This is a genomic window from Streptomyces sp. NPDC006208 (genome assembly GCF_040613775.1).
GTDB lineage: Bacteria > Actinomycetota > Actinomycetes > Streptomycetales > Streptomycetaceae > Streptomyces.
The window spans coordinates 14,052-39,876 of record NZ_JBEXSW010000051.1 but is presented as its reverse complement, the minus strand read 5'-3'; the positions used below and the strand labels follow the sequence as shown (position 1 = coordinate 39,876).

Genomic DNA, 25,825 nt, shown 5'->3' with positions numbered 1-25,825 from the left:
CCATCCATGAGTTCGTCCATGAGTCCGGAAACGGGCGGCGGGCGCAGCGCCCAACTCAAGCACACCGGTCTGCGGCACGGATGGACGACCGGGGCGTGCGCGACCGCGGCCACGACCGCCGCGTACACCGCGCTGCTCACCGGGGACTTCCCGGACCCGGTGACCATCACGCTGCCGAAGGGGCAGACCCCGGCCTTTGCCCTGGCATCCGAGGCCTTGTCCGGGGGCGAGGCCATGGCGGGCATCGTCAAGGACGCGGGCGACGACCCGGACGTCACGCACGGCGCCCTGGTCCGGGCCACGGTCCGGCTGCTCCCGCCGGGCTCGGGCGTCGTCTTCCGGGCCGGACCCGGTGTGGGCACGGTCACCCGGCCCGGGCTGCCGCTGGACGTCGGTGAGCCCGCGATCAATCCCGTTCCGCGCCAGATGATGCGCGATCATGTCGCCCTGGTCGCGGGGCGGCACGGGGGCAGCGGCGACGTCGAGATCACCGTCTCAGTCGACCACGGCGAGGAGATCGCCCGCTCCACATGGAACCCCCGGCTGGGCATCCTGGGCGGGCTCTCCATTCTCGGTACGACGGGGATCGTCGTCCCCTACTCCTGCTCGGCGTGGATCGACTCGATCCGGCGGGGCGTGGACGTGGCCCGCGCGGCCGGGCGCACGCATGTCGCGGGGTGTACGGGGTCGACCTCGGAGCGGACCGTCATGTCCGTGTACGGCCTGCCCGAGGACGCTCTGCTGGACATGGGGGACTTCGCGGGAGCGGTCCTGAAGTACGTGCGGCGCCATCCTGTCGACCGGCTCACGATCTGCGGCGGTTTCGCCAAGCTGTCCAAGCTGGCGGCCGGGCACCTGGACCTGCACTCGGCGCGCTCCCAGGTCGACAAGGCGTTCCTCGCGGATCTGGCGAGAGCGGGCGGCGCGGACGAGGAGCTCGCGGCCGAGGTGTCGACCGCCAACACGGGTCTCGCCGCACTCCAGTTGTGCCGCGCGGCGGGCGTCCCCCTGGGCGACCTGGTGGCCGCCGAGGCCCGCGATCAGGCGCTGGGGGTGCTGCGGGGCGCGCCGGTGACGGTGGACGTGATCTGCATCGACCGGGCCGGCACGGTGGTGGGCCGCTCGTCCCCTCGGCCGGGCGGCGCACTGGAGTGACGCTGCCCGGGGGATCGGCCGCGCACGTGAGCCTGGCGCCCTCAGGTCCCCCACTCGGGAAGCCCGCGCCGAACGCCCGCCGGCCCCGGCACGAGGCGGCCGCCGGTGCGACCACCGGCCCGCAGGCCCCCGGCCCACCCCCGGCAGGGACACCCCTGGGACGCCGCTTCCGGAAGCGCCGCGCCAAGGGACTGGCCGGCGGCCGCCGGTGCGACCACCGGCCCGCAGGCCCCCGGCCCACCCCCGGCAGGGACACCCCTGGACGCCGCACGCCCGTAAGCGCCGCGCCATGGGAGAGTCCGCACCCCTTGAAGCGCCGTGCCCGTGCCCGCGCGCCGTGCCCGTGTGTCACGCACTCGGAGGGCTCCGCGCATTCGGCCGCGGTCGGCTGGCGCGCCGTGTCGGGCCGCGGTGGTGTTGATGCGGATGCGTGGCGACGTCCAGGGCATCGGCGGCATCGGGGGGTTCAGCCGCGAAGCCGGCATCGGGCACTCAGCCACGAAGGAGGAAGGACGGAGTATGCACATACCCCCCATACCCGGATCCCCGGCGGGCCGCCGGCGTCAGGCAGCGGCCCTCGCCGCGGCGGTGATCTGCTCGACGGTGTTCACCGGGCCGGACCTCGCCGTGGCCGGCGGGCCGTCACCTTCGGTGCCCGCCCCGAAGCTGGACTGGAAACCCTGCATCCAGGGCAGTCCGTTCGACTGCGCGACCGCGAAGGTGCCGCTGGACCACCTCAACCCCGGCGGTCGCACCATCGAGCTGGCAGTCATCAGGAGGAAGGCGACCGGCCCCGGACGGCGTATCGGCACCCTGTTCCACAACCCCGGCGGCCCCGGCGGCCCCGGAACGGTGCAGATGCCACAGAACTACGAGCTCTTCCCGCGCAAGGTGCGGGAGCGGTTCGACATCGTCAGCTGGGACCCCCGGGGGATCGGCAGCAGCACCGCCATGAACTGCTTCGAGAATCGCGAAGAAGCCGACGCCTGGGCTGCGAGCAAGCCGGCAGGCTTCCCGGTGGGCGAACGGGAGCGGACGGCCTATGCCGCCGCGTACAAGGATCTGGCCCGGCGCTGTGAACAGCGTGCCCCCGAACTGCTGCGCCATGTGTCGACCGCCGACACCGCGCGCGACCTCGAGCAGCTCCGCCAGGCGGTGGGCGACGAACAACTCTCGTACTTCGGGATCTCCTACGGCACGTTCCTGGGCGCCACCTACGCCAACCTCTTCCCCGACAAGGTCCGCGCCATGGTCTTCGACAGCAATGTCGACCCGCAGGTCTGGACCCATGCCTCCGGCGACGACTCCCGGCTGCCGACCTTCCTGCGCATGGGCGCGGACCGCGGCGCTGCAACGGTCCTGGACAAGTTCCTCGCCCTCTGTGGGTCCACCACCACCGCCCGATGCCCCTTCTCCGCCGGCAGCCCCAAAGCGACCAGGGAGAAGTTCGACCAGTTGATGCAGCGGCTCCGGAAGCATCCCGCGGGCGCGTGGACCTATGGCCGTACGGTCAGTGACGTCGTGAACAGCCTCTACCAGGTCCAGGGATGGACGGGCCTCGCCGGCAGGCTTCAGACCCTGTGGCAGGGCCGCGTTCCGGAGCCGGCCGCTTTTCCGCCCGGACCACCGGTCCCGAACCCGAATCCGTACCTGGGCGATGAACAGGCCGGTGCGGTGTTCTGCAGCGACAGCCCCAATCCGCGTGACCCCGCTGCCTACCACGCCGCGGAGGAGGCGAGCGCGCCCCGTGCGGGCGACGCCGGACGCTTCTGGGCCTGGGCCGCCGAGGGGTGTGCCGCCTGGCCGGCCGCCGCAATGGCCAACAGCTATCGCGGCCCGTGGAACAAGCCGACGGCGCACCCCATTCTGCTGGTCGGCACCACCTACGACCCCGCCACCCCCTACACGGGCGCCCAGGCCATGGCCGGAGAACTGGCCAACGCCCGCCTGCTCACCAACAGCGGGTACGGGCACACCGCGCTGGTCAACCCCAGCAGCTGCGTCAACGAGCACGAGAGCCGCTACCTCATCGACGGCACCCTCCCCCCGGCCGGAACCACGTGCCGGCAGGACACGCCCCCGTTCTCCGCGCCCAAGCCGCGCGGCGGTGTCGCCACCGGCGGAGGCGGAACGTCCGGCGCCACCTCCTGAGTGCGGCTGCGGGCGGTTCCCGTCGCCGGCACGGACCGGGCCACGCCCCGCCACGTGTGCATCCCCGAGCTTTCAGCACACGTGGCGGTCGCGCTCCGCCGAGTACAGGTGGCTGTCCCTGAACTGGGACGCCGACAGGGTGCGGCCCACCAGGATCACCGCCGTGCGGACCACCCCTGCCGACTTCACCTGGGACGCGATGTCCTCCAGCGTGCCCCGCAGGATCAGCTCGTCGGGGCGGCTGGCCATCGCCACGACCGCGGCCGGGCAGTCGGCCCCGTAGTGCGGGAGCAGCTCGTCGACCACCCGGTCCACGTACCGTGCCGCCAGGTGCAGTACCAGCAGCGCCCCGCTGCGGCCCAGCGTCGCCAGGTCCTCGCCCTCCGGCATGGGGGTCGCCTGCTGGGCGATGCGGGTCAGGATGACGGTCTGGCCCACGGTCGGGACCGTGAGCTCCCGCTTCAGCGCCGCCGCCGCGGCGGCGAACGCCGGTACGCCGGGCACGACTTCGTACGGAACCCCCGCCGCGTCCAGCCGCCGCATCTGCTCGGCGACCGCGCTGAAGACCGACGGGTCGCCCGAGTGCAGCCGGGCCACGTCGTGACCTTCCTCGTGTGCGCGGACCAACTCCGTGGTGATCGCGTCGAGATCGAGCTGCGCGGTGTCCACGAGGCGTGCGTCCGGCGGGCATTCGGCCAGCAGCTCGGTCGGCACCAGCGACCCCGCGTACAGGCACACCCCGCACGATGCCAGCGTCCGCGCCCCCCGCACGGTGATCAGGTCGGCGGCGCCGGGGCCCGCACCGATGAAGTACACGGTCATGGCATCTCTCCAGTCTTGATGACGGACCATTGGGTGACGGGCATGGCCTGGCGCCAGCCGGTGAACCCGCCCACGGGCACGGCGTGCGCGACCGCGAGCCGCACCAGCTCGCCGCCCGAGGACCGGCGGCGTTCGGCCAGCAGCGCCTCGGACTCCAGCGTCACCGTGTTGGCGACCAGACGCCCGCCCTCGGGCAGCGCGTCCCAGCAGGCGTCCAGCAGGCCGGGCACGGTCAGCCCGCCGCCGATGAACACCGCGTCGGGTACGGGCAGTCCGGCCAGCGCTGCGGGTGCGGCGCCGCCGACGACGCGCAGGGCGGGGACACCGAGCGCCTCGGCGTTGCGGGCGATGCGCCCGGCGCGCACGGCGTCGCGTTCGACCGTGATCGCACGGCAGGAGCGGTGCGTGCGCATCCATTCGATGGCGATGGAGCCGGAGCCGCCGCCGATGTCCCACAGCAGTTCGCCGGGGGCGGGGGCCAGCGCGGCGAGGGTCGCGGCACGGACATGGCGCTTGGTGAGCTGGCCGTCGTGCTCGTACGCCTCGTCGGGCAGTCCAGGGGCGGCGGAGAGCCGCAGCGCCCCCTCGGCCAGGCGGCAGTCCACGGCGATGACGTTCAGGGCGTCGCCCGCCGGCTCGTCCCACGTCCCGGCGACGCCCTCGACATGGCGCTCACCTTCCGCGCCGAGCTGTTCGAGCACCTGCATCCGGCTGGGCCCGAACCCGCGGTCGCGCAGCAGCGCCGCGACCTCGGCGGGGGTGGCCGCCCCGGCGCTCAGCACCAGGACCCGTCGGCGGTGGTGCAGTGCGGCCGCGAGCTGTGCGGTGGGGCGCCCGACGAGTGTGACGACCTCGGTGTCCTCGACGGGCCAGCCGAGGCGGGCGCAGGCGTACGAGACGGAGGACGGGTGCGGCAGTACCCGCAGCGCGTTCCGGCCCAGCTCCTCGGTGAGCGTGCGGCCGATGCCGTAGAACATCGGGTCCCCGCTGGCCAGTACGGCGATCCGCCGCCCCGCACGGTCGGCGATCAGACCGGCTACGGCGGGCCGTAGCGGGCTGGGCCAGGCCACCCGCTCACCCCCGCAGTCGGCGGGCAGCAGCTCCAACTGCCGTGCGCCGCCCACGATCACCTCGGCGTCGAGCAGTGCCTCACGCGCGCTCCCCGAGAGACCGGGCCAGCCGTCGGCGCCGATCCCGACGACGATGACGGCTGGTGAGGGCGGTGCGGGGATCACTGACGAAGTACCTCGTGCATCGGGAGAAGATCGAGCCGCACTCTACTGGCCCCATGGCCCGCCGGAGCCCGCAGCCGGGGTGGGGACGCTCACACCGCTCCCGCAGGCCGCGGCCCGTACGCGGGTCCGCACGTCGCCACCGCTCGGGCACCGCCGTCCACGACTCTCGCCGACCTCGCACGCCGCAAGGGCACGACATGAGATCTTCGACCGCGGGGGCATCACCAACAGGGGTGTGAAGGGGGAGAGTTGTGATGACGGGCAGGGACCGGTCCCGGATGATCGCCACCGATGACAGTCATCGGGTGACTCCGGCCGAGCTGTTCTTCGATCTGGTCTTCGTGTACGCGATCACCCAGGTCACCGCGCTGATGGCGGCCGGCCCGTCGATCCTGAGGCTGGTCGGCGGAATGGTGGTGCTGGCCCTGCTGTGGTGGTGCTGGTGCTGCTTCGCCTGGCTGGGCAATGTGGTCAGGGCCGACACGGGCTCACTGTTCGGTGTCCTGGTCGCCGTCATGGCCGTGGTGCTGATCGTCTCGCTGACGGTGCCGGAGGTGTTCGTGGATGCCGAAGGCGGCCTTCCCGCGCCTTTGCTGTTCGTCCTCTGTTACGGCGCGGTCCGGATGCTGCACCTGGTCACCTACTGGCTGGCGAGCCCGGGCGACCGGGTGCTGCACGCGACGCTGCGGCGCACCGCGCTGCTGTCCGTGGCCCCGCCGTTCGTTCTGTTGCTGGTCGGCAGCGCCTTCACGGGCCTCACCCAGGTGCTCATCTGGCTCGGCGCGGTCGCCATCGACTACGGCGGGATCTACATCACCGGCTCCTCGGGCTGGCGGGTCGTCTCGCCGGGGCACTTCGCCGAGCGGCACGGACTCATCGTGATCATTGCCCTGGGCGAGTCGATCGTCGCCATCGGGGTGGGCGTCTCGGGCCTGCCCGTCGACGTATTCGTGATCATCGCTGCCGCCGCGGGCCTGCTGGTCGTCGCCGGACTGTGGCGGCTGTACTTCCGTCAGGTCAGCGAAGCGGCCGAGCACCGGCTGTTCGCTCTTACCGGCGACGACCGCACCCGGCTGGCCCGCGACGTGTACACGTTCCTGCACCTGCCGCTCGTCGCCGGCGTCGTGCTCTGCGCACTGGGCATGAAGAAGGTCCTGACACAGGTCGCCGACTCCGGGCACCACAGCCTGTCCGAGCCGCTCCACGGAGTCGTGGCCTGGGCGCTCACCGGAGGCGTGGGCATCTTCCTCCTCGGCTCCGCAGCCATCATGCTGCGCACCACCGGGCGCGTCCCCACTGTCCTGACCGCCGGCGGGCTGGTCTGCCTGGCCGCGGGCGCGGTCGTGGTCCTGATGCCCGCGCTGGTCGCCCTGGTGCTCCTGGGCGCAGCGGTGGCGACCATGCTGATCGTGCACGGCCGGACCACCCGGGCCATGGAGGCCGGCCCCGCCTGAGGGCCGTTCTTCCGGATCGTGCCGGGCTCGCGTGCCGCTGGCGCATCCGCCGTGCCTTGCCCCTCCGCCTTGCGATCTCCCGCCGTGGCCGTCCGGGCCCCGAGTGACCCGCGCCTTGAGGGCGTCGTGGTCACGGCCGGGCCATGCCCGGGAGGGGGCCGCGGCCCCGCCCGAGGGCATCGACCGGGAGCGGCCCGACATCGAGCACGCGACCGAGCGCAGACCGAGAACCCGGGCCTGCCCCGAGGGCGTCGGACCGACGGCTCAGCCCGAGGAGGCAGACCGGCCCGCCGCCCGCCCGGGGGCAAGGCACACTGAAGTCATGTGCCGCAGCATCAAGACCCTCCGTCCGCCCGTGCTCCCCGAAGAGGCCACCGAGCAGGACATCAGAGCCGCAGCTCTGCAGTTCGTCCGCAAGGTGTCCGGATTCCGTGCCCCCGCGGCGCACAATCGCGAGGTGTTCGACGAGGCCGTCGACGAGATCGCCGAGGCGACCCGCAAGCTGCTCGAAGGCCTGGAAGTGCGCGGGTCCGGGCCCGCTAAGCGGCCGGATCGGCAGCCTGAGCCGGACGCCGCATGACATACGCCGCCACGGAGCCCGCCCCGAACAGCGCCAGGACCGAGACGGCCACGCCGATCCACGTCGCGCCCAGCCACTGGCCTCCGAAGTAGCCGAGCCCCACGCTGTAGCCCGCCCAGGCCACACCGGCCAGGGCCGACCACGGCAGGAACTCCTTCACCTTGCGGTGCGAGGCGCCCGCTCCGAGCGAGACGACCGAGCGGCCCGCCGGTGCGAAGCGCGCGATCACCACCAGCGCGCCGCCGCCGCGGCTCAGTGCCACGCCGATTCGTTCCTGCGCCCGGGTCAGCCGTCGTGAGCGTGCGATGGCCCGGTCCAGGCGGTCACCGCCCCGCCAGGCGAGCCGGTAGGCGACGAGATCGCCGAGTACGGACGCGGTCGCCGCGCACAGGACGAGGGCGAGCAGTGAGGGGACCTCTTGCGGTACCTGCTTGGCCGTTCCCGCCACGGACGCGGCGGCGGCCGCGGTGCCGGCCGTGGACCCGGCGGCTGCCGCGGTGGCCGCGGTGATCACCAGAACCCCGCTGGGCAGCACGGGAACGAAGACGTCGAGAAGGACGGACAGCCCGATCACGGCATAGATCCATGGACTGCCGAGCAGCGACCCCACACTCTCGAACACCTTGACTCCCCGTTTCAGCGACAGTTGCACAGCGTACGCCGGGAGGACACGGTGAGATCGGCAGGGGCGGACAGCGTCGTACGTATCGGCCATGTTCGAACGGACGGACGACACGCCCGGCCCCTCCTGGACAGGGGGCCGGGCGTATTGCATGCGGACGCGGATCAGGCAGTGGCCGCGGGCGCCTGGTCCCTGCCGTCCTGCCGCGCCGAGCCCTCACCGCGCGATGCGAACAGCTTGTCCAGTGCGAGGGCGCCCGGGCCGGTGAACACCAGCAGCAGGAACGCCCAGCAGAACATCACGGGCAGTTCGCCGTCGTTCTGCAGCGGGAACAGCGCCTTCGACTGGTGCTCCGTGAAGTACGCGTACGCCATGGCGCCCGAGGCGAGGAACGCGGCGCTGCGGGTGCCGATTCCGGCCAGTATCAGCACGCCGGCGACGAGCTCGATCACCGCCGCGTACCAGAAGGGCCAGGTGCCGGACGGCACGGAGTCGCGGCCGAGGACGCCGAAGAGCGAGGCGGCGCCCTGGCAGGCGAAGAGCAGCCCGACGACGATCCGGAACAGGCCGAGCGCATAAGGCTGGGCCTGGTTGAGACGAGAGGGCAGCGAGGGCGCGGCCATGGGGACTCCTTCGGTTGGGGACATGCACCGAGGGCGCCAGGTTAGGCAGCCCTAATAGATACTTGCAAGTTCAACATTCGGGTTTTCGCGGATTGCCGTCCGGTCTTCACCGTTCATGACCGTGACGAGCACGGCCCGCGCCACCGCGTCGGCGTCCGACAGGGTCACCGAGTCGACACCCGGCCGGGCGCCGGCCGCGGTGACCCAGTGCACCCCCTCGGTCGGCACCCCGAACGCGAACCGCCGTGCGTGTGCCCGCCCCTGCCGGTTGATCAGGCGGTACGGACGGGGGGTGACATCCAGCCCTCCCGTCTCGTAGCCGTCGATGGTGTGCGGCCGGCACTGGCCGGTCTTCAGCAGCCGCCCGAGCAGCTCGTCGGTGGTCCTGCGCAGGCGGGGCTCCGGCAGCCGGGCCTCGATGAGCGTGGTCGCCCTCACTGCCGAGCCCGGCACATCGGGCGACTCGGCGGTGAACATGCCGTCCGCCGTCCCGATCTGCGTGCGCGGCCCGACCACCTCCAGCACCCCGGCCTCGATCAGCGCCGTCATCTCCTCGATGCGGCGGCGCGGCGGGCCGATGGAGAGAAAGGCGTTCAACGGCGTGTACCAGCGGTCCAGATGGTCACGGCGCGAGATGCCGGAGAGCCCGCCGTGGTCCACGATCTGCCGCAGCTCGTTGCGCAGATCGCGCAGCACGTCCAGCGCGGCCTTGAGCGGTCCGGCGACATTGCCCAGCGCGGCCTGCGCCACGTCCCGGCGCAGCCTGCCGACCATCCAGGCCCGGTGGTCGGCGCGGGAGGCGAAGACCCTGTCCGCGGCCGGGCGCGAGATCGCCTCCCACGACCACCGGTCGGTACCGGGGATCCCGTACGCGTCCAGTACGGCGGCCTCCTCCGCGCTGCCGTGCCGGGCGCCGAGGAACCGGGACCGGAAGCCGCGCGGCGTGCCGCCCCTGCCTGCGGCGAGCAGGGCCTCGTAGTGGACCGTCTCCACCTCCTTGGCGACCAGGGGCCAGATCTCCGCCAGGAAGTCCGGCGGATCGCCCGCATCGGTCCGCCTGCGGAAGGCCGCGATCGCCTCGGGGGTCAGCAGCAGCGGTTCATGACGTCCGGACGCGCCCTTGGCGTTGTCGCCGCGCGCCTGGTAGGGAACACCGCGCCGGGACCCCGCGTACAGCCGCGGCTCGCGCCCCGACGGCCGGTAGACCAGCGCGCCGCCGCCCGGCGGCCGGGTGAAGGAGCCGCCCCGGCCGGTCGTCAACAGGGCCATGTGATCGAAGAAGTTGAGCCCGAGGCCGCACAGCAGCACCGCTTCGCCGGGCGCGACGGCCGAGAGGTCGAGGTCCGCGGGGTTGGCGGGCGGGAAGTGGCGCAGGCGCGGACGGCGGGCGGCGTAGTCGGCCAGATGGGCAGTGGACTGACCGCAGACCACCGGGAGATGCCCCTGGGCGAGAACCACCGCGGCCAGTCCGCCGAGCACCGTCCCGTCGTCCAGGACGAGGGTCTGGCGCGGTGCGGGCTCACCGTGCGGCGCGTCCCGGTCGTCCTCCAGGCGTACGGCGCGGGCCCGGTGGACCAGCACCGCCACGGTGGCGGGGGCGTTGTCCACGGCCGTGCGGAACGCCCAGCGCAGATAGCGCCCGTAACAGGCGCGCGTCGGATAGTCGTCGGGCCCGAGCCGCTCGTCGGCGCGGGCCGCGGCCCACTCGTACAGGCTCGGCCCGGGGCGTATCGGCCCCTCGCAGCCGACGCTGTCGTCGGTGAACACGGTGACCTGTGAGGCGACCGTGTTCATCAGCAGTTCGGTGGACTGGTCGGTGCGCCACACCCGGCCGGGACCGGCGGGTGCGGGGTCGACGACATGCACGGTCAGCACAGTGTCGGGGGCCAGTTCGGGAATCGAGGCGCAGAGGCGTTCGAGCACCGAAGTGCCGCGGGGTCCCGCACCGACCAGAGCGATGGCTGCGGAGGAATGCGCGCGGGGAGACCGGGGAGGAGCTGCGGGGGAAACTGCGGACAAAACACTGACTCCCGGGGCATGTGGGGTGCGTGCGGGGCGTGGGGTACATGAGGAAGCGGATCGTCCGCCTCATCATGCCCCTGTCGCCCCGGGAGTCGAAGGGCCTGGCCGGAATTCACCTGCCGCTGCGGGCGCCGTCGCGGTCCGCTGCCGCCGGCCCCCGCCCCTGGTCCGGCGTCAGATCCCGTTCGTCCACGGTCACCAGCCGCGCACCCGCGCCGCTTACGTCCCGATTCGCCTGCCTCTGTGCCTGGTCGAGACGCAGTGACGCCGAACGTCCGCGCAGGGTCAGCGTCATGAGCTGATTCCCGAACCACGGCCCGCCCGTTCTGCGCCAGCTGACAAGGGGCCTGGTCACGCGGCCGTGCCGTCTCAGCGCTCGCCCCACCCACCGTCCGGCCCGGCTCCAGCCGAACCGGAATCCGAGCCGTATCACGAGCGGGATCGAGTTGTGCACGGGCGAACAGGTCAGCTGCAACACCCGGGCATGCGGCGGTGCGACACCGGACTGCCCGCCCGCCGGCCGCCACCTCGCCCGCCACCTCGGCTCCGCGATGTACGCGTGATGCACATCGCCCGACAGCACGCACACCGTCGCGGGCGCGTCCGGCCCGCTGCCCACCTCCGCGATCAGCCGCGTCAGTTTCTGGAACGAGGACGGAAAGGCTGCCCAGTGCTCCAGGTCGGAGCGGCGGCGCAGATCCTCGCCGAATCCCGCCCAGCGCGCCCCGCGCTCTCCGCGGCACAGCGCCGCGACCCACCCCTCCGCGGAATGGATCAGCTGGGGAAGCAGCCACGGCAGCGAGGAGCCGACGAGGAGGTGGTCGTACGAGCCCGGCGCCTGGAACGCCTGGTCGCGCAGCCACCGGGCCTCCTCCTCGTCGAGCATCGCGCGGTTCTGCTCGTCGAGGACCCGGGCGGCGCGGTTGTCGACCATCAGCAGCCGGGTCCGGCCGAAGTCACGGCGGTAGCTCCAGCGGGCGGCGGCCGGTTCGGCGGCGGCCTGGGCCGCGAAGTGCCGCAGTGCGTCGGTCCCGTCGGGTGTGGAGCGCACCGCGGCGTACAGCGGGTCCTCGGCCAGCTCGGCCGGGGAGAGGTTGCCCAGATGCTGGTAGACCCAGTAGGACATCAGCCCGCTGAGAATCCGTTCCCGCCACCAGGGAGTCGCCCGCATGTCCGCCAGCCACGCGGCGCTGGTGTTCCAGTCGTCGATCACGTCGTGGTCGTCGAAGATCATGCAGCTGGGGACGGTGGAGAGCAGCCAGCGGACCTCGGGGTCCTGCCAGGACTCGTCGTACAGCCAGGTGTACTCCTCGTAGTCCGCGACCTCGAAGCCGGGGGCTTCCTGTGGATTGCGCCGCGCGTCGATCCTGCGTCGGGTCGCCTTCGACGTCTCGTCCGCGTACACCTGGTCGCCGAGCAGCAGCAGGACGTCCGGCCGTTCGGCCCCGGGGTCGGCGGCCAGCCGCGTGGCGAGGGTGTCCAGCGCGTCGGGGCCGACCGGGTCGCGCTCGTCGGCGGGCGACGTCGCCCAGCGGCAGGACCCGAACGTGATCTGTGCGGCGTCGGCGCCCGGCGCGGGGGTACGGATCGTGCTCGCCGGGAAGGGGGAGTCGGCCTGCGGCCAGACCCGGCGGCTGTCGAGCAGCACCTCGTACTCGGTCGACGAGCCGGGGGTCAGCCCCCGCACGGGGATCAGCGCGTAGTGATGCCCGGCGACCTGGAACGTGTGCGCCGAGCCGTGCGCTCCGGACGCGCAGCGGACCTCGGCCGTGCACGGCCGGTCCGCCTCGATCCAGACGGTCGCGTGGTCGCCGGACTCCCAGTCCACGTATCGCAGCAGCGGTCCCAGGCGAAGCCCGGTCATGTGTGCCCCTCTCCGTCGCTCCGTACGGTACGGAACGACGGAGAGGGGCGGGCCGGTTCCACGCGAATTCTGCGTGTCCGCAGCTGGTCAGGACCGGATCGGGGGAGTCAGCAGCCGTTCAGGATCGACTGGAGCGTGCTCTTCTCGGCGGAGTCGACCTTCAGGCCCCAGTAGTACTTCGTGTGTACCCACATCCGGGCGTAGGTACAGCGGTACGAGGTGACCGACGGCAGCCACTCGGACGGGTCCTTGTCGCCCTTGGCCTGGTTGACGTTGTCGGTGACGGCGATCAGCTGCGGCCGGGTGAGGTCGTTGGCGAACTGCTGCCGCTTCGAGGTGGTCCAGCTGTTGGCGCCCGACCGCCAGGCCTCGGCCAGCGGGACGATGTGGTCGATGTCGACGTCGGAGGCGGCGTACCAGGTGGCGCCGTCGTACGGCGAGTACCAACTGCCGCTGGTCGCGGCGCAGCTGGAGTCCTGGACGACGCCCGAGCCGTCGCGCTTGAGGACGACCTCGCGCGTGTTGCAGGCGCCCGACTGGGTGATCCAGTGCGGGAAGAGGTCCCGGCTGTAGCCGGTGGTGGAGCCCTCGGCGGCCACGGTCAGCTGGCTGAGGTACGTACGGGCGGTCGCGGCGCTGACGGGGGTGGGCGGCGCGGCCTGGGCGGCGGGAGCGGTGGCGAGCAGACCGGTGGTGGCCAGGGCGGATGCAGCGGCGAGGACGGCTATTCGGCGGATTCGACGCGCGTAGACACGGGACATGTGAACTCCTCTGCGGTGGGGGGTGCTTGGCCTCCCCCTCGCCCTTGTGGCGTGGGAGATGCCCCGGTGGGCGTGGCCATGCTGGCGGCGCCAGGTTTCTCGGGGATGGGCGCCAGGTAACAGGGTGGCGACATGGGCACGTCACATCAAGACGTGCGCGTGTGTTCCCCGCACGTTCTGACACACCGGCACGAATGTTTCACCGTCGTAGGGTTGCCGGGTGCTGCTGCCGGTGAACCTCACCCTCGGGGCGGTCCTGGCCGCCCTCCTGACTTTTGCGGCGACCGTCGCCGCGCTCGCCCGCCTGGGCCGCTCCCGCGAGATCGCCGTCGCCGGTGTGCGGGCCGCCGTCCAACTCGCCGCCGTCTCCCTGGCGATCGGGTGGGTGGTCAAGGCGGTGCCGCTGCTGCTCGCCTTCCTGCTGCTGATGTACGCGGTCGCCGTGCGCACGGCCGGGCGGCGCATCACCCGTAACGGCACCTGGTGGTGGGCCGGTGTGCCGATCGCCGTGGGTGTGCTGCCGGTCGTCACCACCCTGCTGCTCACCGGTCTGGTCCCGGTGAAGGGCATCGCGCTGATCCCGGTCACGGGCATCCTCATCGGCGGCGCGCTCACCGCGACCGTGCTGAGCGGGCGCCGCGCCCTGGACGAGCTGGAGTTGCGCCGGGGCGAGGTGGAGGCGGGCATGGCGCTCGGCCTCGCCGACCGTGACGCGCGGATGGAGGTGGCGCGTGAGCCCGCGTCCGACGCACTTCTGCCGGGCCTCGACCAGACCCGGACGGTGGGCCTGGTCACCCTCCCCGGCGCGTTCGTCGGGATGCTGCTGGGCGGGGCGTCACCGCTGGAGGCGGGCGCGGTGCAGCTGTTCGTGCTCGTCGCGCTGATGGCGGTGCAGGCAGTCGCTGTCGCGCTGGTGCTGGAGCTGGTGACCCGGGGACGGCTGCACCGGGACGGTGGCGAGGAGAAGGGCCGGGCGTCCTGACGTCCGGGCGCCCGCGCGGGCAGGGCGCCCGAACCCTGGCCGGGTGAATGCCGCCCCGGCCGTCCCAGAGGTGTGCTCGCCCACACCTGTGCCAACCCGGCGGGATGCTCACGTACCCTGTACGGAGTCAGAAGGGGAGTAGCTCTTCGCCGGACCGTCGACATACTGCTGGGCCTCGCGCCCGGCCGGCGCCCGGAGGCGGCCTCGTGAGGCTGTCAGCGAGACCTTCGGCCGCAGTGCCCATGTATGTATTCATGGCGCTGCCGTGCCGAAGCGACCCCTGAAACGCTCAGGACTCTCGGCAGGGCGGTGCCCGACCGATTGAGGACCCCCATCCATGATCAGCTTCACCGTCATGGCGATCACGTTCGGCGTCGTCTTCCTCGCCGAGCTGCCCGACAAGACCGCGCTCGCCGGTCTGATGCTGGGCACCCGCTACCGCGCCTCCTACGTCTTCGCCGGAGTCGCCGCCGCCTTCGCCGTCCATGTCGCCCTCGCCATCGCGGCGGGCAGTGTGCTGACCCTGCTGCCGCACCGGCTCGTCCAGGCGGTGGTCGGCCTGCTCTTCCTCGCGGGCGCGCTGATGCTGCTGCTGAAGAAGGGCGACGGCGAGGAGGAGCACATCAAGGCCCCGGCGGACCAGTCCTTCTGGAAGGTCTCCGGGGCGGGGTTCATGCTCATCCTGGTCGCCGAGTTCGGCGATCTGACCCAGATCATGACGGCCAATCTGGCGGCCCGCTACGACAGCCCCGTCTCCGTCGGGCTCGGCGCGGTGCTGGCCCTGTGGGCGGTCGCCGGCATGGGCATCCTCGGCGGCCGGACGCTGATGAAGTACGTCCCGCTGCGGCTGATCACCAGGGTCGCTGCCTGCCTGATGCTGGCGCTGGCCGGATTCAGCCTCTACGAGGCGCTCGCCGGCTGAGCCTCGCGGCCCTGGCCTGTATCTGCGCGCGTGAACCTGTTTGCGGAGGTCGCCGGCGCGGCGGCACCTGCTGCCGCTCGGCCCGAGCCGATGGTGGGCCCGACCGGACGGCGGTGGCGAGCCGGAGGGGGTGGGTGACTGAGGCGTCGGGGCCGTGAAGCTCCGCGCCCCTGGGTGGAGCGGGCGGGCCGGTTCGGGCGAGGGGGGCGTGGTCGCACGCCCCCTCCGGCCATCGGCTCAGGCGGCCGGGTCCGCGACGCGCAGTTCGATCGTGCCGTCCGTGTGTGCGGTCACTGCGAGGCGGGTCAGGTCCGGTACGTGCACGTCCGGTGCGAAGGCCGCGGCCCGCGGGCCCACGCCGACCACACGCATCCCTGCCGCACGGGCCGCGGTGATGCCCGCCTCGGAGTCCTCGAAGGCCACGCAGTCGCCCGGGGCGAAGCCCAGCTCGGCCGCACCCTTGAGGAAGCCCTCCGGGTCCGGCTTGCTCGCCCCGACGCGCTCCGCGGTCACCCGTACCCGCGGCATCGGCAGTCCGGCAGCGGTCATCCGGACCTGGGCCAGCGCCTCGTCGGCCGAGGTCACCAGGGCGTGCGGCAGGGCGGCGACGGCGGCCATGAAGGCAGCGGCGCCGGCGACCGGGACCACACCGTCGGTGTCGGCGGTCTCCTGGGCGAGCAGCGTCCGGTTCTCGGCCAGGTTCTGTTCCATGGGGCGGTCCGGCAGGAGGGCCGCCATGGTGGCGTATCCCTGCCGGCCGTGGACGACCTTGAGGGCCTCGTCCGGGTCCAGTCCGTGCTCCACCGCCCAGGCGCGCCAGCAGCGCTCCACCACGGCGTCCGAGTTGACGATGGTGCCGTCCATGTCCAGCAGGAGGGCGCGGGCGGTCAGTACGGGCGGGGTGGTGGTGGCCGGCATCGGCTGCTCCAGGGCGCGGGAACGGCGAACAAGAGCGGCTCCGCCCGCCGGTCAGGGAACACGGGCGGAACCACTTTGTTCCTCCACGATACAAAAAAGGGAGAGGAAGGGCCACCCCGCCCCCACCGACCCGCTCCCGCGCCGTCCCTGCCGGGCCGCGTGTCAGGGCTCGTACGTCTCCGACTCCAGCGCCCGGCGCGTGTCCCTGCCGTACACGCCTTCAGGGTCGCGGTCGATGCCGCGGGCCCACTGGTAGCGCCGTACCGCCTCCTCGACGTCCGCGTTGTACTCCCCGTCGAACGGGCCTTCGTACAGCCGCAGCTGGTCCAGCCGTCGCTGCAGCTCCTCGACGGAGGGCCCGCTGTCCCCCGGCCGCAGCGTGCGCCGCCCCGACCTCCCGTCCTCGGAGTCCTCCGAGTCGGTGGCCTGCACGGTCGAGGGGGGCGGGGAGACCGAGGGGCGGCCCGGAGCCGTACCCGCCGACGGACCGGTCGGCGACGGCTTGCCGGACGCCGAGGCCGAGGTGGAGGCCGATGCCGATGCCGATGCGGAAGCGGACGCGGAAACCGAGGCCGATGGCGAGGCGGACCCGGAGAGGGACGCCGACGCCGACGGGGCGTCCGGCCCGATGCTGACGCTCGTCGCGTCCCTGGTGGAGTCCGGCAACGCGCGCTCGCGTTCCCCGTCACCCGAGAACAGCCCGGCGGCGAACGCCACGGTCCCGGCCACCGCCACCGCCGCCGCGCCTGCCATCAGCCCGGTGAGTGCCCGGCTGCGCGGGGGCTCGGCCCGGTGCCCCGCGCCCGCGACGGTGACCAGCTCCAGTTCCTGCGTGTCCGCGTCGTCCACGCCCACGAGGTCGGGCAGCGGCCCGGGAGCAGCCGCATAGGACGGCACCTGCACCGGGGCGGCGTGCGGCGCCATCGGCGCGGGCGGCGGTCCGGCCGATCCGCTGCCGCCCGTGCCCGTGACCTCCCAGGTCACATACGGCCGGATCCGCAGCGGGTCGAAGCCCTCCGCCGCTCCGGCCTGCTCCTGCCACTCCGCCCCGAGCGCATCCCCCATGCGCCCGGCGCAGCCGCAGCCGGACGCCGCCGGGCCGTCCGCTCTTCCTGGCGTGCCGCACCGCGGGCATGCCTGTCCGGTCATCGCCGGTCCCCTCCCCTTGGAATGCCAGCGATTATGCAGCGCCCCATCCGGGCCCTGCGGCCCCACCCCCCACTCGGCAGGCCATAACAGGGCAGAACCACCACGATGGGAGAACGGGGAACAACCGCGCGAACAGCCCGAGGAGGCCTGCATGGCTCAGGAAGCGCGCACTCCGGAGGCGAGTCCGGCCCCCGGCGACGGCCAGGACCGGCGCACCGTCCTCGTCGCCATCGGGGCCCTGTTGCTCGGCATGCTGCTTGCCGCGCTCGACCAGACCATCGTCGCCACCGCGCTGCCGACCATCGTCAGCGAACTCGGCGGCCTGAACCACCTGTCCTGGGTGGTCACCGCGTACATGCTGGCCGCGACGGCCGCCACCCCGCTGTGGGGCAAGCTCGGCGACCAGTACGGCCGCAAGAAGCTCTTCCAGGCCGCCATCGTCATCTTCCTCATCGGCTCCGCCCTGTGCGGCATGGCCCAGAACATGCCGCAACTCATCGGCTACCGCGCCCTCCAGGGCCTCGGCGGCGGCGGGCTCATGGTGCTGTCCATGGCGATCGTCGGCGACATCGTGCCACCGCGCGAACGCGGCAGGTACCAGGGCCTGTTCGGTGCGGTCTTCGGCGCCACCAGCGTCCTCGGCCCGCTGCTCGGCGGCTTGTTCACCGAACACCTCACCTGGCGCTGGGTGTTCTACATCAACCTGCCCATCGGCATCGTCGCGCTGCTCGTCATCGCCGCCGTCCTGCACATCCCGAAACGGCGGACCCGGCACACCATCGACTACCTCGGCACCTTCCTCATCGCGTCGGTCGCCACCTGCCTCGTCCTCGTCGCCTCGCTCGGCGGCACCACCTGGGCCTGGGACTCGGCGCAGATCATCGTGCTTGCCGTGCTCGGGGTCGTCCTGCTCGTCGCCTTCGTGGCCGTCGAACGACGGGCTGCCGAACCGGTGCTGCCGCTGAAGCTGTTCCGTGTCCGGACCTTCTCCCTCGTCGCCGTCATCAGCTTCATCGTCGGCTTCGCGATGTTCGGCGCGATGACCTTCCTACCGACGTTCCTGCAGGTCGTCCAGGGGGTCTCGCCGACCCTGTCGGGTGTGCACCTGCTGCCGATGGTGCTCGGCCTGCTGGTCACCTCCACCGCCTCCGGCCAGATCGTCAGCCGCACCGGCCGCTGGAAGGTCTTCCCCATCGCGGGCACCGCCGTCACCGCGCTCGGCCTGTTCCTGCTGCACCAGCTCAAGGAGACCAGCACCACCTGGGAGATGAGCATCTACTTCTTCGTCTTCGGCGCGGGACTCGGACTCGTCATGCAGGTGCTGGTGCTCGTCGTGCAGAACGCCGTCAGCTACGAGGACCTGGGCGTCGCCACCTCGGGTGCGACGTTCTTCCGCTCCATCGGCGCCTCGTTCGGCGTCGCTGCTTTCGGCACCGTCTTCACCAGCAGCCTCGAGAACAAGCTCACCGACGCGCTCGCCGGACAGCAGGTGCCGCCCGGCGCCGACGCCGCGGAGCTGGCCGCCGACCCGCGTGCCATCGCCGAACTGCCGCCGTCGCTGCGGTCGTCCGTACTGCACGCCTACTCGACGTCCATCACGGACGTCTTCCTCTACGCCGTACCCGTCGTCCTGATCGCCTTCGTCTTCACCTGGTTCCTCAAGGAGGACAAGCTCCGCGGCTCGGTCACCGCACCCGACACCACCCAGACCCTGGCTTCCAACCCCGTCGAACGCTCCTCGCACGACGAGGTCGCCCGGGCCCTGTCGGTGCTCGGCTCGCGCGAGGGACGGCAGCACATCTACGAGAAGATCACCGAGAAGGCGGGCTACGACCTGCTGCCCGCGTCCAGCTGGCTGCTGCTGCGCATCAAGCGCCACGGCATGGTGGAACCGTCCCGCCTCGCCGAGGCCACGCCCGTACCGCTGCGCGCCATCATGGAGGCGGCCCGCCAGGTCGAGGGCAGGGGGTACGCCCGCCGCGTGGGCCTCGACCTGCTCCTCACCGACCGCGGCGACGAAGCGGCCACGCGGCTGTCGCAGGCCCGTGAGGAGTCGCTGGCACAGCTGCTGGGCGACTGGTGGGGCCCGGAGCGGCCGACCGACCTGGTGCAGCTGGTGCACGAACTCAACAGCGAGCTGTGCGGCTCGGACGGCGAACGGCCCCACGGCCCGCCGCCCGAGCGGGACCACGCCGCTCCTCACCACCACCGCCACGAGCACCGCGACTGACGGCTCAGCGCCGGTTCACAAATCCTTGCCGTACCAGATGTCCATGTACGGCCCCGTGCAGTACGCCGGTATCTCGGCGTAGCCGTGCCGCGCATACAGCGCGCGGGCCGCGAGCAGGTCCAGGCGCGTGTTCAGCACCATGCGCCGGGCACCGAACGCCCTGGCCTCCTCCTCCAGCAGATCCATCAGCAGACCGGCGCCCTTGTGCCCGCGGAACTCGGGCCGTACGAACACCCGGGTGAGCTCGGCACGTTCCCCGTCCAGCATCAGGAACCCGCCGCAGGCGGCCGCCTCGCCGCCGTACCGGCCGACGACGAACCGGCCCGTGGGCGGGGTGAGCTGCTCGGCACCGTCGCCGGCCAGTCCCTCGTCGACCTCGGCGTCGGTCGCGGGCCGCTTCCAGTAGCTGCTCGCGACATCGGCGTAGTACGCGCGGCGCAGGGCGCTCGCGTCGGGGGAGTCGTAGGCCTCGGGTGCAAGAGTCCAGATGGGCATGGGGACTCTCTAGTCGAGGCCACGCGGGCCCGGCCAATGATTTTGTTCCGCGGGGTGGTCGGGTGCGGCCAAGGACCGTCGGCCGGTCGGGGCCTCGCGCCCGTCGGCGACGAGCGGCAGGAAGCGGAGGAGCCCCTCCAGCGAGTGCTGGAGGGGCTCCTGGGCGGCTGCGGTGGTCGAAGCGCGCTTGGCGTACGACTACCGGTGGTCACGTTCCGGCAGGCCCGCCGAGGCCATGGCGGACTGCACCAGGTCATGGACGTCGCTCAGGTCGAGCGGTGCCGACCAGGGGCCGGGCTTGCCGTGGTCGTCCTTCTTGCAGACGGTGGCGGTGGAGGGCTCGTAGGTGTCGTCACCGGCGAACGTGGCGGTGTAGCAGGCCTCCTTGGGCTGCTTGCCCGGTACCTTGCACGTGGCCTTGCCCCGGCTGTCGGTCGTGTCGGTGCACAGCGAGATGGAGTCGGTGGTGAAGTCGATCTCCTTGCCTTCCAGCGGCCGGCCCTCGGCGGTCAGCTTGGCCTTGAGGGTGAGGCCGTGGTTGCCGCCCAGGGCGTCCAGGGTGTCCTTCCCCTTCTTCTTCTCCAGCTTCAGTGTCAGCTTGGTCGGGGTGCGCTCCGTGGTGACGGTTCCGATGGCCACGCCGGCGGGGAAGTCGCCGACGGGGACGGTGGTGGTGACGGTGTTGGTGGCGGTGTCGATGACCGACACGTTGTCGTCATTGCTGTTGCTGACGTAGACGCGGGTGCCGTCCGGGGTGACCGCCACACCGTTGGGGCCGTCACCGACGGGGATAGTGGTGGTGACGGTGTTGGTGGCGGTGTCGATCACGGTCACCGTGTCTGCGAGGTTGGGGACGTAGGCCCGGGTGCCGTCGGGGGTGACTGCCACCCCAAGGGGGCCGGCGACGCCGGGGATGGTGGTGGTGACGGTGTTGGTGGCGGTGTCGATGACCGACACGTTGTTCGAGAAGAAGTTGGTGACGTAGGCGCGGGTGCCGTCCGGGGTGACCGCCACATTGTTCGGGCCGTCGCCGACGGGGATGGTCGTGGTGACGGTGTTGGTGGCGGTGTCGATGACCGACACGTTGTCCGAGCCGCTGTTGGTGACGTAGGCGCGGGTGCCGTCCGGGGTGACCGCCACCCCAAGGGGGCTGTCGCCGACGGGGATGGTGGTGGTGACGGTGTTGGTGGCGGTGTCGATGACCGACACGTTGTCGTCGAAGGAGTTGGTGACGTAGGCGCGGGCGCCGTCCGGGGTGACCGCCACGGCTTGGGGGAAGTCGCCGACGGGGATGGTGGTGGTGACGGTGTTGGTGGCGGTGTCGATGACCGACACATCGTCCGAGCCGAGGTTGGCGACGTAGGCGCGGGTGCCGTCCGGGGTGACCGCCACATCGACGGGGAAGTCGCCGACGGGGATGGTGGTGGTGACGGTGTTGGTGGCGGTGTCGATGACCGACACGTTGTCCGAGAAGCTGTTGGCGACGTAGGCGAAGGTTCCGGTCTGAGCGGCGGCGGGCGTGGCCAGCGCGATCGGGACGGCCAGGCCGGCCAGCACCGCCACTCCTGCCACCCAGGCGCGCACCAGCACCCACCACGACCCCCCGCCCCCGCGACTTCGCCCCGTACTTCCCTGCTCCGACGCCCCCCGTACTGCGATACCCGACATGAAGACCTCCTGCAGTGCACGACGCCGAAGTGCGTTCCGTGCTCCGGATGATGGCGGCGATCGATGCCCTGTCAGGACCGTCCGGGATCGCCGCGGCGCTGATGATCGCCGCGGGGCACGCTAAGTGCCGTGATCAGCTCGCGTCTGCTCGACTCCCGCGAATGAGGCCGTACGGACGAGTCGAGTACCCCATGCGGTCTCCGCCGTCGCCCGCCCGCGGGTGGACAGCAGCGCGCCCCCGGCGCTGCAGGCCGGAGGCGCGTGATGACCGGGAACGTCAGGCCTGCTTCGGGGCCGCCTGCTGCACCACCTCGAACGACCACAGCGTGGACCCGCTCGCGGCGGGCTTGGGCCGCTCACCCTCGCCGCCACCCTGGTGCGCGGCCTTCATCGGCCCCTCCATCCAGGCCTGGAACGACTCCTCGTCGCGCCACCGGGTGTACACGAGGTACTGGTCGGTGCCCTCGACGGGCCGCAGCAGCTCGAACCACTCGAAGCCGTCGGAACTCTCCACGGCTCCGGCACGCGAGGCGAAACGCTTCTCGAGGACCTCACGCTGCTCCTCGGGCACGGACAGGACGTTGATCTTTACCACGCTGGGCACGTGACACCTCTCGGGGGAACAGAGGCCGGGCTCGGCACCCGGCCTTGACGACGTACGTGCAGTCTCCTACATGCCACGGTCCAAACGGCGCAGGACGATTTGCAGTTGACGCTCCCTCAAGCTCACGGTTTCCTGCTGCGATGACTGATCTTCGTTTCGAAGAGGTGGACGGCGATGTCATGGTCGAGGACTGGCAGTACGTCCATAACGTGATCATCCCCACCGACCCCCTGTCCCTCGACGATGTCCGTGAGCGAGTTCAGCGCAACCACCTGGAGGTCGCGTATCTCGGCGACGTTCCCGTGGGCTGCTCGACGGTGCGTCCGCCCACCGGCGACGAGGCGGTGGCCACAGTGATCGCCCGCGTGCTCGCCGACCACCGTGGGCAGGGATTCGGCAAGGAGCTCTACGCACGAGGGCTGGCGAAGGCGCGCACGCTCGGCGCCGGCGTGATCGAGACGATCGTCCTGGCGTCCAACACGGATGGGCTGCGGTTCGCGCTGGCTCAGGGTTTCGAGGAAGTGGAGAGGTACGTGCTGCCGGGTGACACCGTGCCCTTCATCCACCTGAGGCTGCCCTGAATCCCCTTCGAGAGCCGCACGGTGATACCGGCGCGGGCCACGCCCGGAAGGCCGCCGCCCTCGGGGACGGTCAGCGCCGGGCGGCTACGAGGCTCGCTCGCCCACCTCGCTGATCGCTTCCAGCAGTGCGGTGACGGTGTCGTTGTGAGGGGTGGGAACGCCGACCCGTGCCCCCGCGCGCCCGACGGCGCCGTTACGGGCGTCGAATTCGAGCGGCCGGCCTGCGAGGCGGTCCCAGAGCATGCTGCTGCCCGACTCGGCCGGCATGGCGAGAAGCCGCTCGATGACCTGGTCGGCGAGGTCGTCAGGCAGTCGCGCGCCCAGAGAACTGCCGACCAGACGCGCCTCCTCGACCAGCGCGCGGCCCAGCCGGGCGACACGCGGATTCGCGAAGACGGGCATCCGGCGCGTGGTCACCGCGGTGATGGCGCCGTTGGCGACGTTGAGGCACAGCTTGGTCCAGGCTGCGGTCAGGAAGTCGTCCGTCTGCTCGACGGTGATGCCGGTGTCCTTGCACAGAGCCGCGAAGGCGCTGCCGTCCTCGCCCTCGGGCACCACGATCCGCGGGGGACCGAACAGCCGTATGTGCCCGCGTCCGAGCGACTCGGCCGAGATCTCCACGACGGCCGGCAGGATTCGGGCCGCACCCACCAGCGGCGACACCCGCTCCACGTGCTCGACGCCGTTCTGCAGGACCGCGACCCGTGTGCCGGGACCGCAGAGGGACTCGAGCCACCGCGCGGCACCGGCCGTCTGGTGGGCCTTGGTCGCCAGCACCACCCAGTCGGCCGTCGACGCCTGCCCGGGGTCCGATGCCTCGTCGACCGGCAGGCTCTCCGCGGTGCCGTCGGGCCGGTCGAGACGAATTCCGCCGAGCGGTGAGCGCACGCAAGCCGTCACGCGAACATGTCCCGCCGCGGCCAGTCCGGCAGCCACCACGCCGCCCACCGCTCCAGCACCCACCACAGCAACGGTCGTCATGGCCCGAGTGTATGGGGGCAGTTCACGCTGATCGTCCATGCTTCTCGTGCCGCCCCGCCACCCACCTCGTCGCGGAGCCGGGTGGCGTCCGCGTCGGCCGTCAGGCCGTACTCCTCGGACCGCATGCCCGGTCCCGCGCCCGGGAGCGAACCCGTGTCAGGACACCACGCGCGCCAGCAGGAAGCCGTCGTAGCCCTTCGGACCCACCGTCTGGACGGCCGTCGCCTCCAGCCGGGGCTCGGCGGCGATCAGGTCGAACATCTCCCGGGTGCCCATGATTGCCGGATCCTTCGACACCGCGTCCGCCACCTTGCCGTCACGCACCACGTTGTCGACGATGACCAGGCTGCCGGGGCGCGACAGGCGCAGCGCCCACTCCACATAGCGCGCGTTGTTCTGCTTGTCCGCGTCGATGAAGAACATGTCGAACGGGCCCGCGCCCGGCTCCGCGGCCAGCCGCGGCAGCGTGTCCAGCGCCGCGCCCGTCCTGACCTCGGCGATCTTGTCGAGACCCGCCCGTGCGATGTTGGCGCGGGCCACGTCGGCGTGGGCCGGGTCGTACTCGAGCGAGATCAGCCTGCCGCCCTCGGGCAGCGCACGCGCCAGCCAGATCGTGCTGTAGCCGCCCAGCGTGCCGATCTCCAGCACCGTGCGAGCGCCCTGCACCTTCGCCAGCAGATGCAGCAGCCTGCCCTCGTTCGGTGAGACCGCGATGGACGGCAGCCCTGCGGCCTCGCTCGCCTCCAGCGCCGCCGTCAGCACGTCGTCCGCGGGCACGAGCCGCTCGGTGATGTAGCCGGCCACCGCGTTCCACTGGTCCAGAGAGGACGGAAGAGTCATACGGCCCAACCTAGTTCAGGCCGCCGACAGCGGCACGGCATTGCGCCGACGCGACCGTACCCGCAGCACCGCGGCCGTCGCGGCCGCCACCGCGGCGCCGAGCGTCAACAGCCACACCGGCATGCCCGCGACCGTCAGCAGTTCGTCGTCGTACACCACACGCCTGAACGACGCGTCCGAGTCCGCCGCCCGCAGTTCGTGGTCGCCGTTGATCCGCTCCGGCCGGGGAAAGTCCTGCTCGAAGGCGGTCAGAAAGCGCTCCTTCCCGCCGGTGAGCTCGCCGATCGCCCCGTACGGACCGACCTTCCCGGCGTACGTCACCTCCGGCTCGTCCCCGCCGATCGCGCTGCGCGGCTCCATCCGGTGCCCGGCCAGCACGAACAGCGACAGCGCCTGGGAGTTCTCGGCCCGCCGCGACAACCGCATCGGATAGACCGGGCGGTCGCTCGCGAACGCCAGCCGCAGAGGATCGAGCGTGCCCCGCAGCACCGCGCCCTTCTCGCGGGGCGCCAGCCGCACCGCCACGTACTCCCAGCCCTGGCGCACATACGGGTCCAGGTCCGCCGTCAGACCGTCGGGCAGCCGGAAGCCGTTCTCGGTGAGCCACCCCCGCAGGGCGTCCGGGTCGGTCGCCGTCAGCCGTGCGACATCGAAGTCACCCAGCCGCTCGCGGCCCACCACTGCGACCCCCGCCGCCTTCCCGGGCGCCTCGGCGGCCGCACCGTCCCCATAGCCCGAGCCGAGTGGCCAGTCACCGTCGCGCGGCCAGAAGTACGACCTCTCGCGGTGCACCGGAGCGGTGACCTCCGCCAGCTCGTCGAACAGCGCGTTCTCCGCGAGCTCCACCTCGGCCCGCCCGGGCACCGGCATGATCCAGGCCGCCTCGGGCGCGTCCGAGTCGACCGTGAAGCGCATGACGATCTGTTCCCTGCGGCCGTCCCAGTCGACCACCGCCGTCTCGTGATCGACGGTCATCCTGGACTGCGCACCCGGCACCATCGCCCCGCAGCCGCTGGGGGTCCCCCCGCCGCAGGCAGGGGGAGTACGCCGGGCTGATCAGCGACCCGATCTGCAGCGCGAGCAGCGCCAGCACCACCAGCAGCACCCGCTGTCGTGGCCGGCCGTGTGGCCGGTCGTACGGATAAGCGGCCGCCTGTTCTTGTATG

22 protein-coding genes and 1 pseudogene are annotated in these 25,825 nt (G+C 72.0%); 8 read left to right on the top strand and 15 right to left on the bottom strand.

The features are described from left to right. Positions 1 to 18: 18 nt before the first annotated feature. Together ABZ208_RS32370 and ABZ208_RS32365 are read left to right on the top strand one after the other, a co-directional pair. On the top strand, positions 19 to 1,155 hold the full coding sequence (locus ABZ208_RS32370; protein WP_356913014.1) for a cobalt-precorrin-5B (C(1))-methyltransferase: 1,137 nt from the start codon (positions 19 to 21) through the stop codon (positions 1,153 to 1,155). Positions 1,156 to 1,674: 519 nt separating this feature from the next. Next, positions 1,675 to 3,306 carry an alpha/beta hydrolase gene (locus tag ABZ208_RS32365; RefSeq protein ID WP_356913013.1) on the top strand — a complete coding sequence of 544 codons (1,632 nt, stop codon included), beginning with the start codon at positions 1,675 to 1,677 and terminating at the stop codon, positions 3,304 to 3,306. 72 nt (positions 3,307 to 3,378) lie between these two features. Here ABZ208_RS32365 and cobM read toward each other — a convergent pair whose 3' ends face one another. Both cobM and cbiE read right to left on the bottom strand, forming a co-directional pair. Then, entirely contained in the window at positions 3,379 to 4,128 is a 750-nt protein-coding gene (gene cobM, locus ABZ208_RS32360) for a precorrin-4 C(11)-methyltransferase (RefSeq protein ID WP_356913012.1), read from the bottom strand. Continuing rightward, complete coding sequence (gene cbiE, locus ABZ208_RS32355; protein WP_356913024.1) at positions 4,125 to 5,360, bottom strand: precorrin-6y C5,15-methyltransferase (decarboxylating) subunit CbiE; 1,236 nt, start codon at positions 5,358 to 5,360, stop codon at positions 4,125 to 4,127. Before cbiE ends, cobM begins: the two co-directional genes overlap by 4 nt. 257 nt (positions 5,361 to 5,617) lie before the next feature. Here cbiE and ABZ208_RS32350 point away from each other — a divergent pair, with 257 nt between their 5' ends. Beyond that, positions 5,618 to 6,817, top strand: coding sequence for a low temperature requirement protein A (locus tag ABZ208_RS32350; RefSeq protein WP_356913011.1), 1,200 nt, complete (start codon positions 5,618 to 5,620; stop codon positions 6,815 to 6,817). 322 nt (positions 6,818 to 7,139) lie between these two features. Next, positions 7,140 to 7,397, top strand: coding sequence for a DUF2277 domain-containing protein (locus ABZ208_RS32345; RefSeq protein WP_328401111.1), 258 nt, complete (start codon positions 7,140 to 7,142; stop codon positions 7,395 to 7,397). Here ABZ208_RS32345 and ABZ208_RS32340 read toward each other — a convergent pair. From ABZ208_RS32340 to ABZ208_RS32320, 5 genes are all read right to left on the bottom strand, one after another. After that, on the bottom strand, positions 7,357 to 8,019 hold the full coding sequence (locus ABZ208_RS32340) for a VTT domain-containing protein (protein ID WP_356913010.1): 663 nt from the start codon (positions 8,017 to 8,019) through the stop codon (positions 7,357 to 7,359). The two genes, ABZ208_RS32345 and ABZ208_RS32340, sit on opposite strands and share 41 nt — an antisense overlap. 164 nt (positions 8,020 to 8,183) lie before the next feature. Next, a complete protein-coding gene (locus tag ABZ208_RS32335; RefSeq protein ID WP_356913009.1) occupies positions 8,184 to 8,642 on the bottom strand; it encodes a DoxX family protein in 459 nt (152 codons plus the stop codon). 51 nt (positions 8,643 to 8,693) lie between these two features. Continuing rightward, positions 8,694 to 10,661, bottom strand: coding sequence for an FAD/NAD(P)-binding protein (locus ABZ208_RS32330; protein WP_356913008.1), 1,968 nt, complete (start codon positions 10,659 to 10,661; stop codon positions 8,694 to 8,696). A 115-nt stretch (positions 10,662 to 10,776) separates the two neighbouring features. After that, on the bottom strand, positions 10,777 to 12,528 hold the full coding sequence (locus ABZ208_RS32325; protein ID WP_356913007.1) for an alkaline phosphatase D family protein: 1,752 nt from the start codon (positions 12,526 to 12,528) through the stop codon (positions 10,777 to 10,779). A 107-nt stretch (positions 12,529 to 12,635) separates the two neighbouring features. After that, positions 12,636 to 13,289, bottom strand: coding sequence for an HNH endonuclease family protein (locus tag ABZ208_RS32320; protein WP_328401121.1), 654 nt, complete (start codon positions 13,287 to 13,289; stop codon positions 12,636 to 12,638). Between the two features lie 220 nt (positions 13,290 to 13,509). Here ABZ208_RS32320 and ABZ208_RS32315 point away from each other — a divergent pair, with 220 nt between their 5' ends. After that, complete coding sequence (locus tag ABZ208_RS32315; protein WP_356913006.1) at positions 13,510 to 14,271, top strand: ABC transporter permease; 762 nt, start codon at positions 13,510 to 13,512, stop codon at positions 14,269 to 14,271. A gap of 337 nt (positions 14,272 to 14,608) precedes the next feature. Continuing rightward, positions 14,609 to 15,193, top strand: coding sequence for a TMEM165/GDT1 family protein (locus ABZ208_RS32310; RefSeq protein WP_356913005.1), 585 nt, complete (start codon positions 14,609 to 14,611; stop codon positions 15,191 to 15,193). Positions 15,194 to 15,430: 237 nt separating this feature from the next. Here the strand turns inward: ABZ208_RS32310 and ABZ208_RS32305 are convergent, their stop codons facing one another. Next, positions 15,431 to 16,111 carry an HAD-IA family hydrolase gene (locus ABZ208_RS32305; protein WP_356913004.1) on the bottom strand — a complete coding sequence of 227 codons (681 nt, stop codon included), beginning with the start codon at positions 16,109 to 16,111 and terminating at the stop codon, positions 15,431 to 15,433. A gap of 162 nt (positions 16,112 to 16,273) precedes the next feature. Next, complete coding sequence (locus ABZ208_RS32300; RefSeq protein WP_356913003.1) at positions 16,274 to 17,176, bottom strand: peptidoglycan-binding domain-containing protein; 903 nt, start codon at positions 17,174 to 17,176, stop codon at positions 16,274 to 16,276. Here ABZ208_RS32300 and ABZ208_RS32295 point away from each other — a divergent pair. Beyond that, positions 17,175 to 19,490, top strand: a complete 2,316-nt coding sequence (locus ABZ208_RS32295; RefSeq protein WP_356913002.1) for an MDR family MFS transporter — start codon at positions 17,175 to 17,177, stop codon at positions 19,488 to 19,490. The two genes, ABZ208_RS32300 and ABZ208_RS32295, sit on opposite strands and share 2 nt — an antisense overlap. Before the next feature lie 15 nt (positions 19,491 to 19,505). Here ABZ208_RS32295 and ABZ208_RS32290 read toward each other — a convergent pair whose 3' ends face one another. The 3 genes from ABZ208_RS32290 to ABZ208_RS32280 all read right to left on the bottom strand — a co-directional run bounded on the left by ABZ208_RS32290 (position 19,506) and on the right by ABZ208_RS32280 (position 22,257). Next, positions 19,506 to 19,985, bottom strand: coding sequence for a GNAT family N-acetyltransferase (locus ABZ208_RS32290; RefSeq protein ID WP_356913001.1), 480 nt, complete (start codon positions 19,983 to 19,985; stop codon positions 19,506 to 19,508). Positions 19,986 to 20,183: 198 nt separating this feature from the next. After that, positions 20,184 to 21,569: a YncE family protein gene (locus tag ABZ208_RS32285; RefSeq protein ID WP_356913000.1), complete on the bottom strand. Its 1,386-nt coding sequence runs from the start codon at positions 21,567 to 21,569 to the stop codon at positions 20,184 to 20,186. Between the two features lie 361 nt (positions 21,570 to 21,930). Then, positions 21,931 to 22,257 (bottom strand): antibiotic biosynthesis monooxygenase, encoded by a 327-nt coding sequence (locus tag ABZ208_RS32280; RefSeq protein ID WP_328401141.1) that lies wholly within the window; start codon positions 22,255 to 22,257, stop codon positions 21,931 to 21,933. 140 nt (positions 22,258 to 22,397) lie between these two features. Between ABZ208_RS32280 and ABZ208_RS32275 the strand changes: the two genes are divergently transcribed. Further along, a complete protein-coding gene (locus ABZ208_RS32275) occupies positions 22,398 to 22,838 on the top strand; it encodes a GNAT family N-acetyltransferase (protein ID WP_356912999.1) in 441 nt (146 codons plus the stop codon). Positions 22,839 to 22,922: 84 nt separating this feature from the next. Here ABZ208_RS32275 and ABZ208_RS32270 read toward each other — a convergent pair whose 3' ends face one another. The 3 genes and pseudogenes from ABZ208_RS32270 to ABZ208_RS32260 all read right to left on the bottom strand — a co-directional run bounded on the left by ABZ208_RS32270 (position 22,923) and on the right by ABZ208_RS32260 (position 25,755). Further along, the gene (locus ABZ208_RS32270; RefSeq protein WP_356912998.1) at positions 22,923 to 23,819 is read right to left on the bottom strand and encodes a 2-dehydropantoate 2-reductase; all 897 of its coding nucleotides are present in this window, start codon (positions 23,817 to 23,819) and stop codon (positions 22,923 to 22,925) included. A 156-nt stretch (positions 23,820 to 23,975) separates the two neighbouring features. After that, entirely contained in the window at positions 23,976 to 24,659 is a 684-nt protein-coding gene (locus ABZ208_RS32265; protein WP_356912997.1) for an O-methyltransferase, read from the bottom strand. Positions 24,660 to 24,674: 15 nt separating this feature from the next. Beyond that, positions 24,675 to 25,755, bottom strand: a pseudogene (locus ABZ208_RS32260) (DUF2330 domain-containing protein). Positions 25,756 to 25,825: the final 70 nt, after the last annotated feature.

Excerpts from the sequence above, each read along its gene's own strand:
- ABZ208_RS32370 (WP_356913014.1), top strand. The coding sequence starts at position 19 with ATGAGTCCGGAAACGGGCGGCGGGCGCAGCGCCCAACTCAAGCACACC.
- ABZ208_RS32365 (WP_356913013.1), top strand. The coding sequence starts at position 1,675 with ATGCACATACCCCCCATACCCGGATCCCCGGCGGGCCGCCGGCGTCAG.
- cobM (WP_356913012.1), bottom strand. The coding sequence starts at position 4,128 with ATGACCGTGTACTTCATCGGTGCGGGCCCCGGCGCCGCCGACCTGATC.
- ABZ208_RS32350 (WP_356913011.1), top strand. The coding sequence starts at position 5,618 with ATGACGGGCAGGGACCGGTCCCGGATGATCGCCACCGATGACAGTCAT.
- ABZ208_RS32345 (WP_328401111.1), top strand. The coding sequence starts at position 7,140 with ATGTGCCGCAGCATCAAGACCCTCCGTCCGCCCGTGCTCCCCGAAGAG.
- ABZ208_RS32335 (WP_356913009.1), bottom strand. The coding sequence starts at position 8,642 with ATGGCCGCGCCCTCGCTGCCCTCTCGTCTCAACCAGGCCCAGCCTTAT.
- ABZ208_RS32325 (WP_356913007.1), bottom strand. The coding sequence starts at position 12,528 with ATGACCGGGCTTCGCCTGGGACCGCTGCTGCGATACGTGGACTGGGAG.
- ABZ208_RS32320 (WP_328401121.1), bottom strand. The coding sequence starts at position 13,289 with ATGTCCCGTGTCTACGCGCGTCGAATCCGCCGAATAGCCGTCCTCGCC.
- ABZ208_RS32310 (WP_356913005.1), top strand. The coding sequence starts at position 14,609 with ATGATCAGCTTCACCGTCATGGCGATCACGTTCGGCGTCGTCTTCCTC.
- ABZ208_RS32305 (WP_356913004.1), bottom strand. The coding sequence starts at position 16,111 with ATGCCGGCCACCACCACCCCGCCCGTACTGACCGCCCGCGCCCTCCTG.
- ABZ208_RS32295 (WP_356913002.1), top strand. The coding sequence starts at position 17,175 with ATGCGCCCGGCGCAGCCGCAGCCGGACGCCGCCGGGCCGTCCGCTCTT.
- ABZ208_RS32300 (WP_356913003.1), bottom strand. The coding sequence starts at position 17,176 with ATGGGGGATGCGCTCGGGGCGGAGTGGCAGGAGCAGGCCGGAGCGGCG.
- ABZ208_RS32290 (WP_356913001.1), bottom strand. The coding sequence starts at position 19,985 with ATGCCCATCTGGACTCTTGCACCCGAGGCCTACGACTCCCCCGACGCG.
- ABZ208_RS32275 (WP_356912999.1), top strand. The coding sequence starts at position 22,398 with ATGACTGATCTTCGTTTCGAAGAGGTGGACGGCGATGTCATGGTCGAG.
- ABZ208_RS32270 (WP_356912998.1), bottom strand. The coding sequence starts at position 23,819 with ATGACGACCGTTGCTGTGGTGGGTGCTGGAGCGGTGGGCGGCGTGGTG.
- ABZ208_RS32265 (WP_356912997.1), bottom strand. The coding sequence starts at position 24,659 with ATGACTCTTCCGTCCTCTCTGGACCAGTGGAACGCGGTGGCCGGCTAC.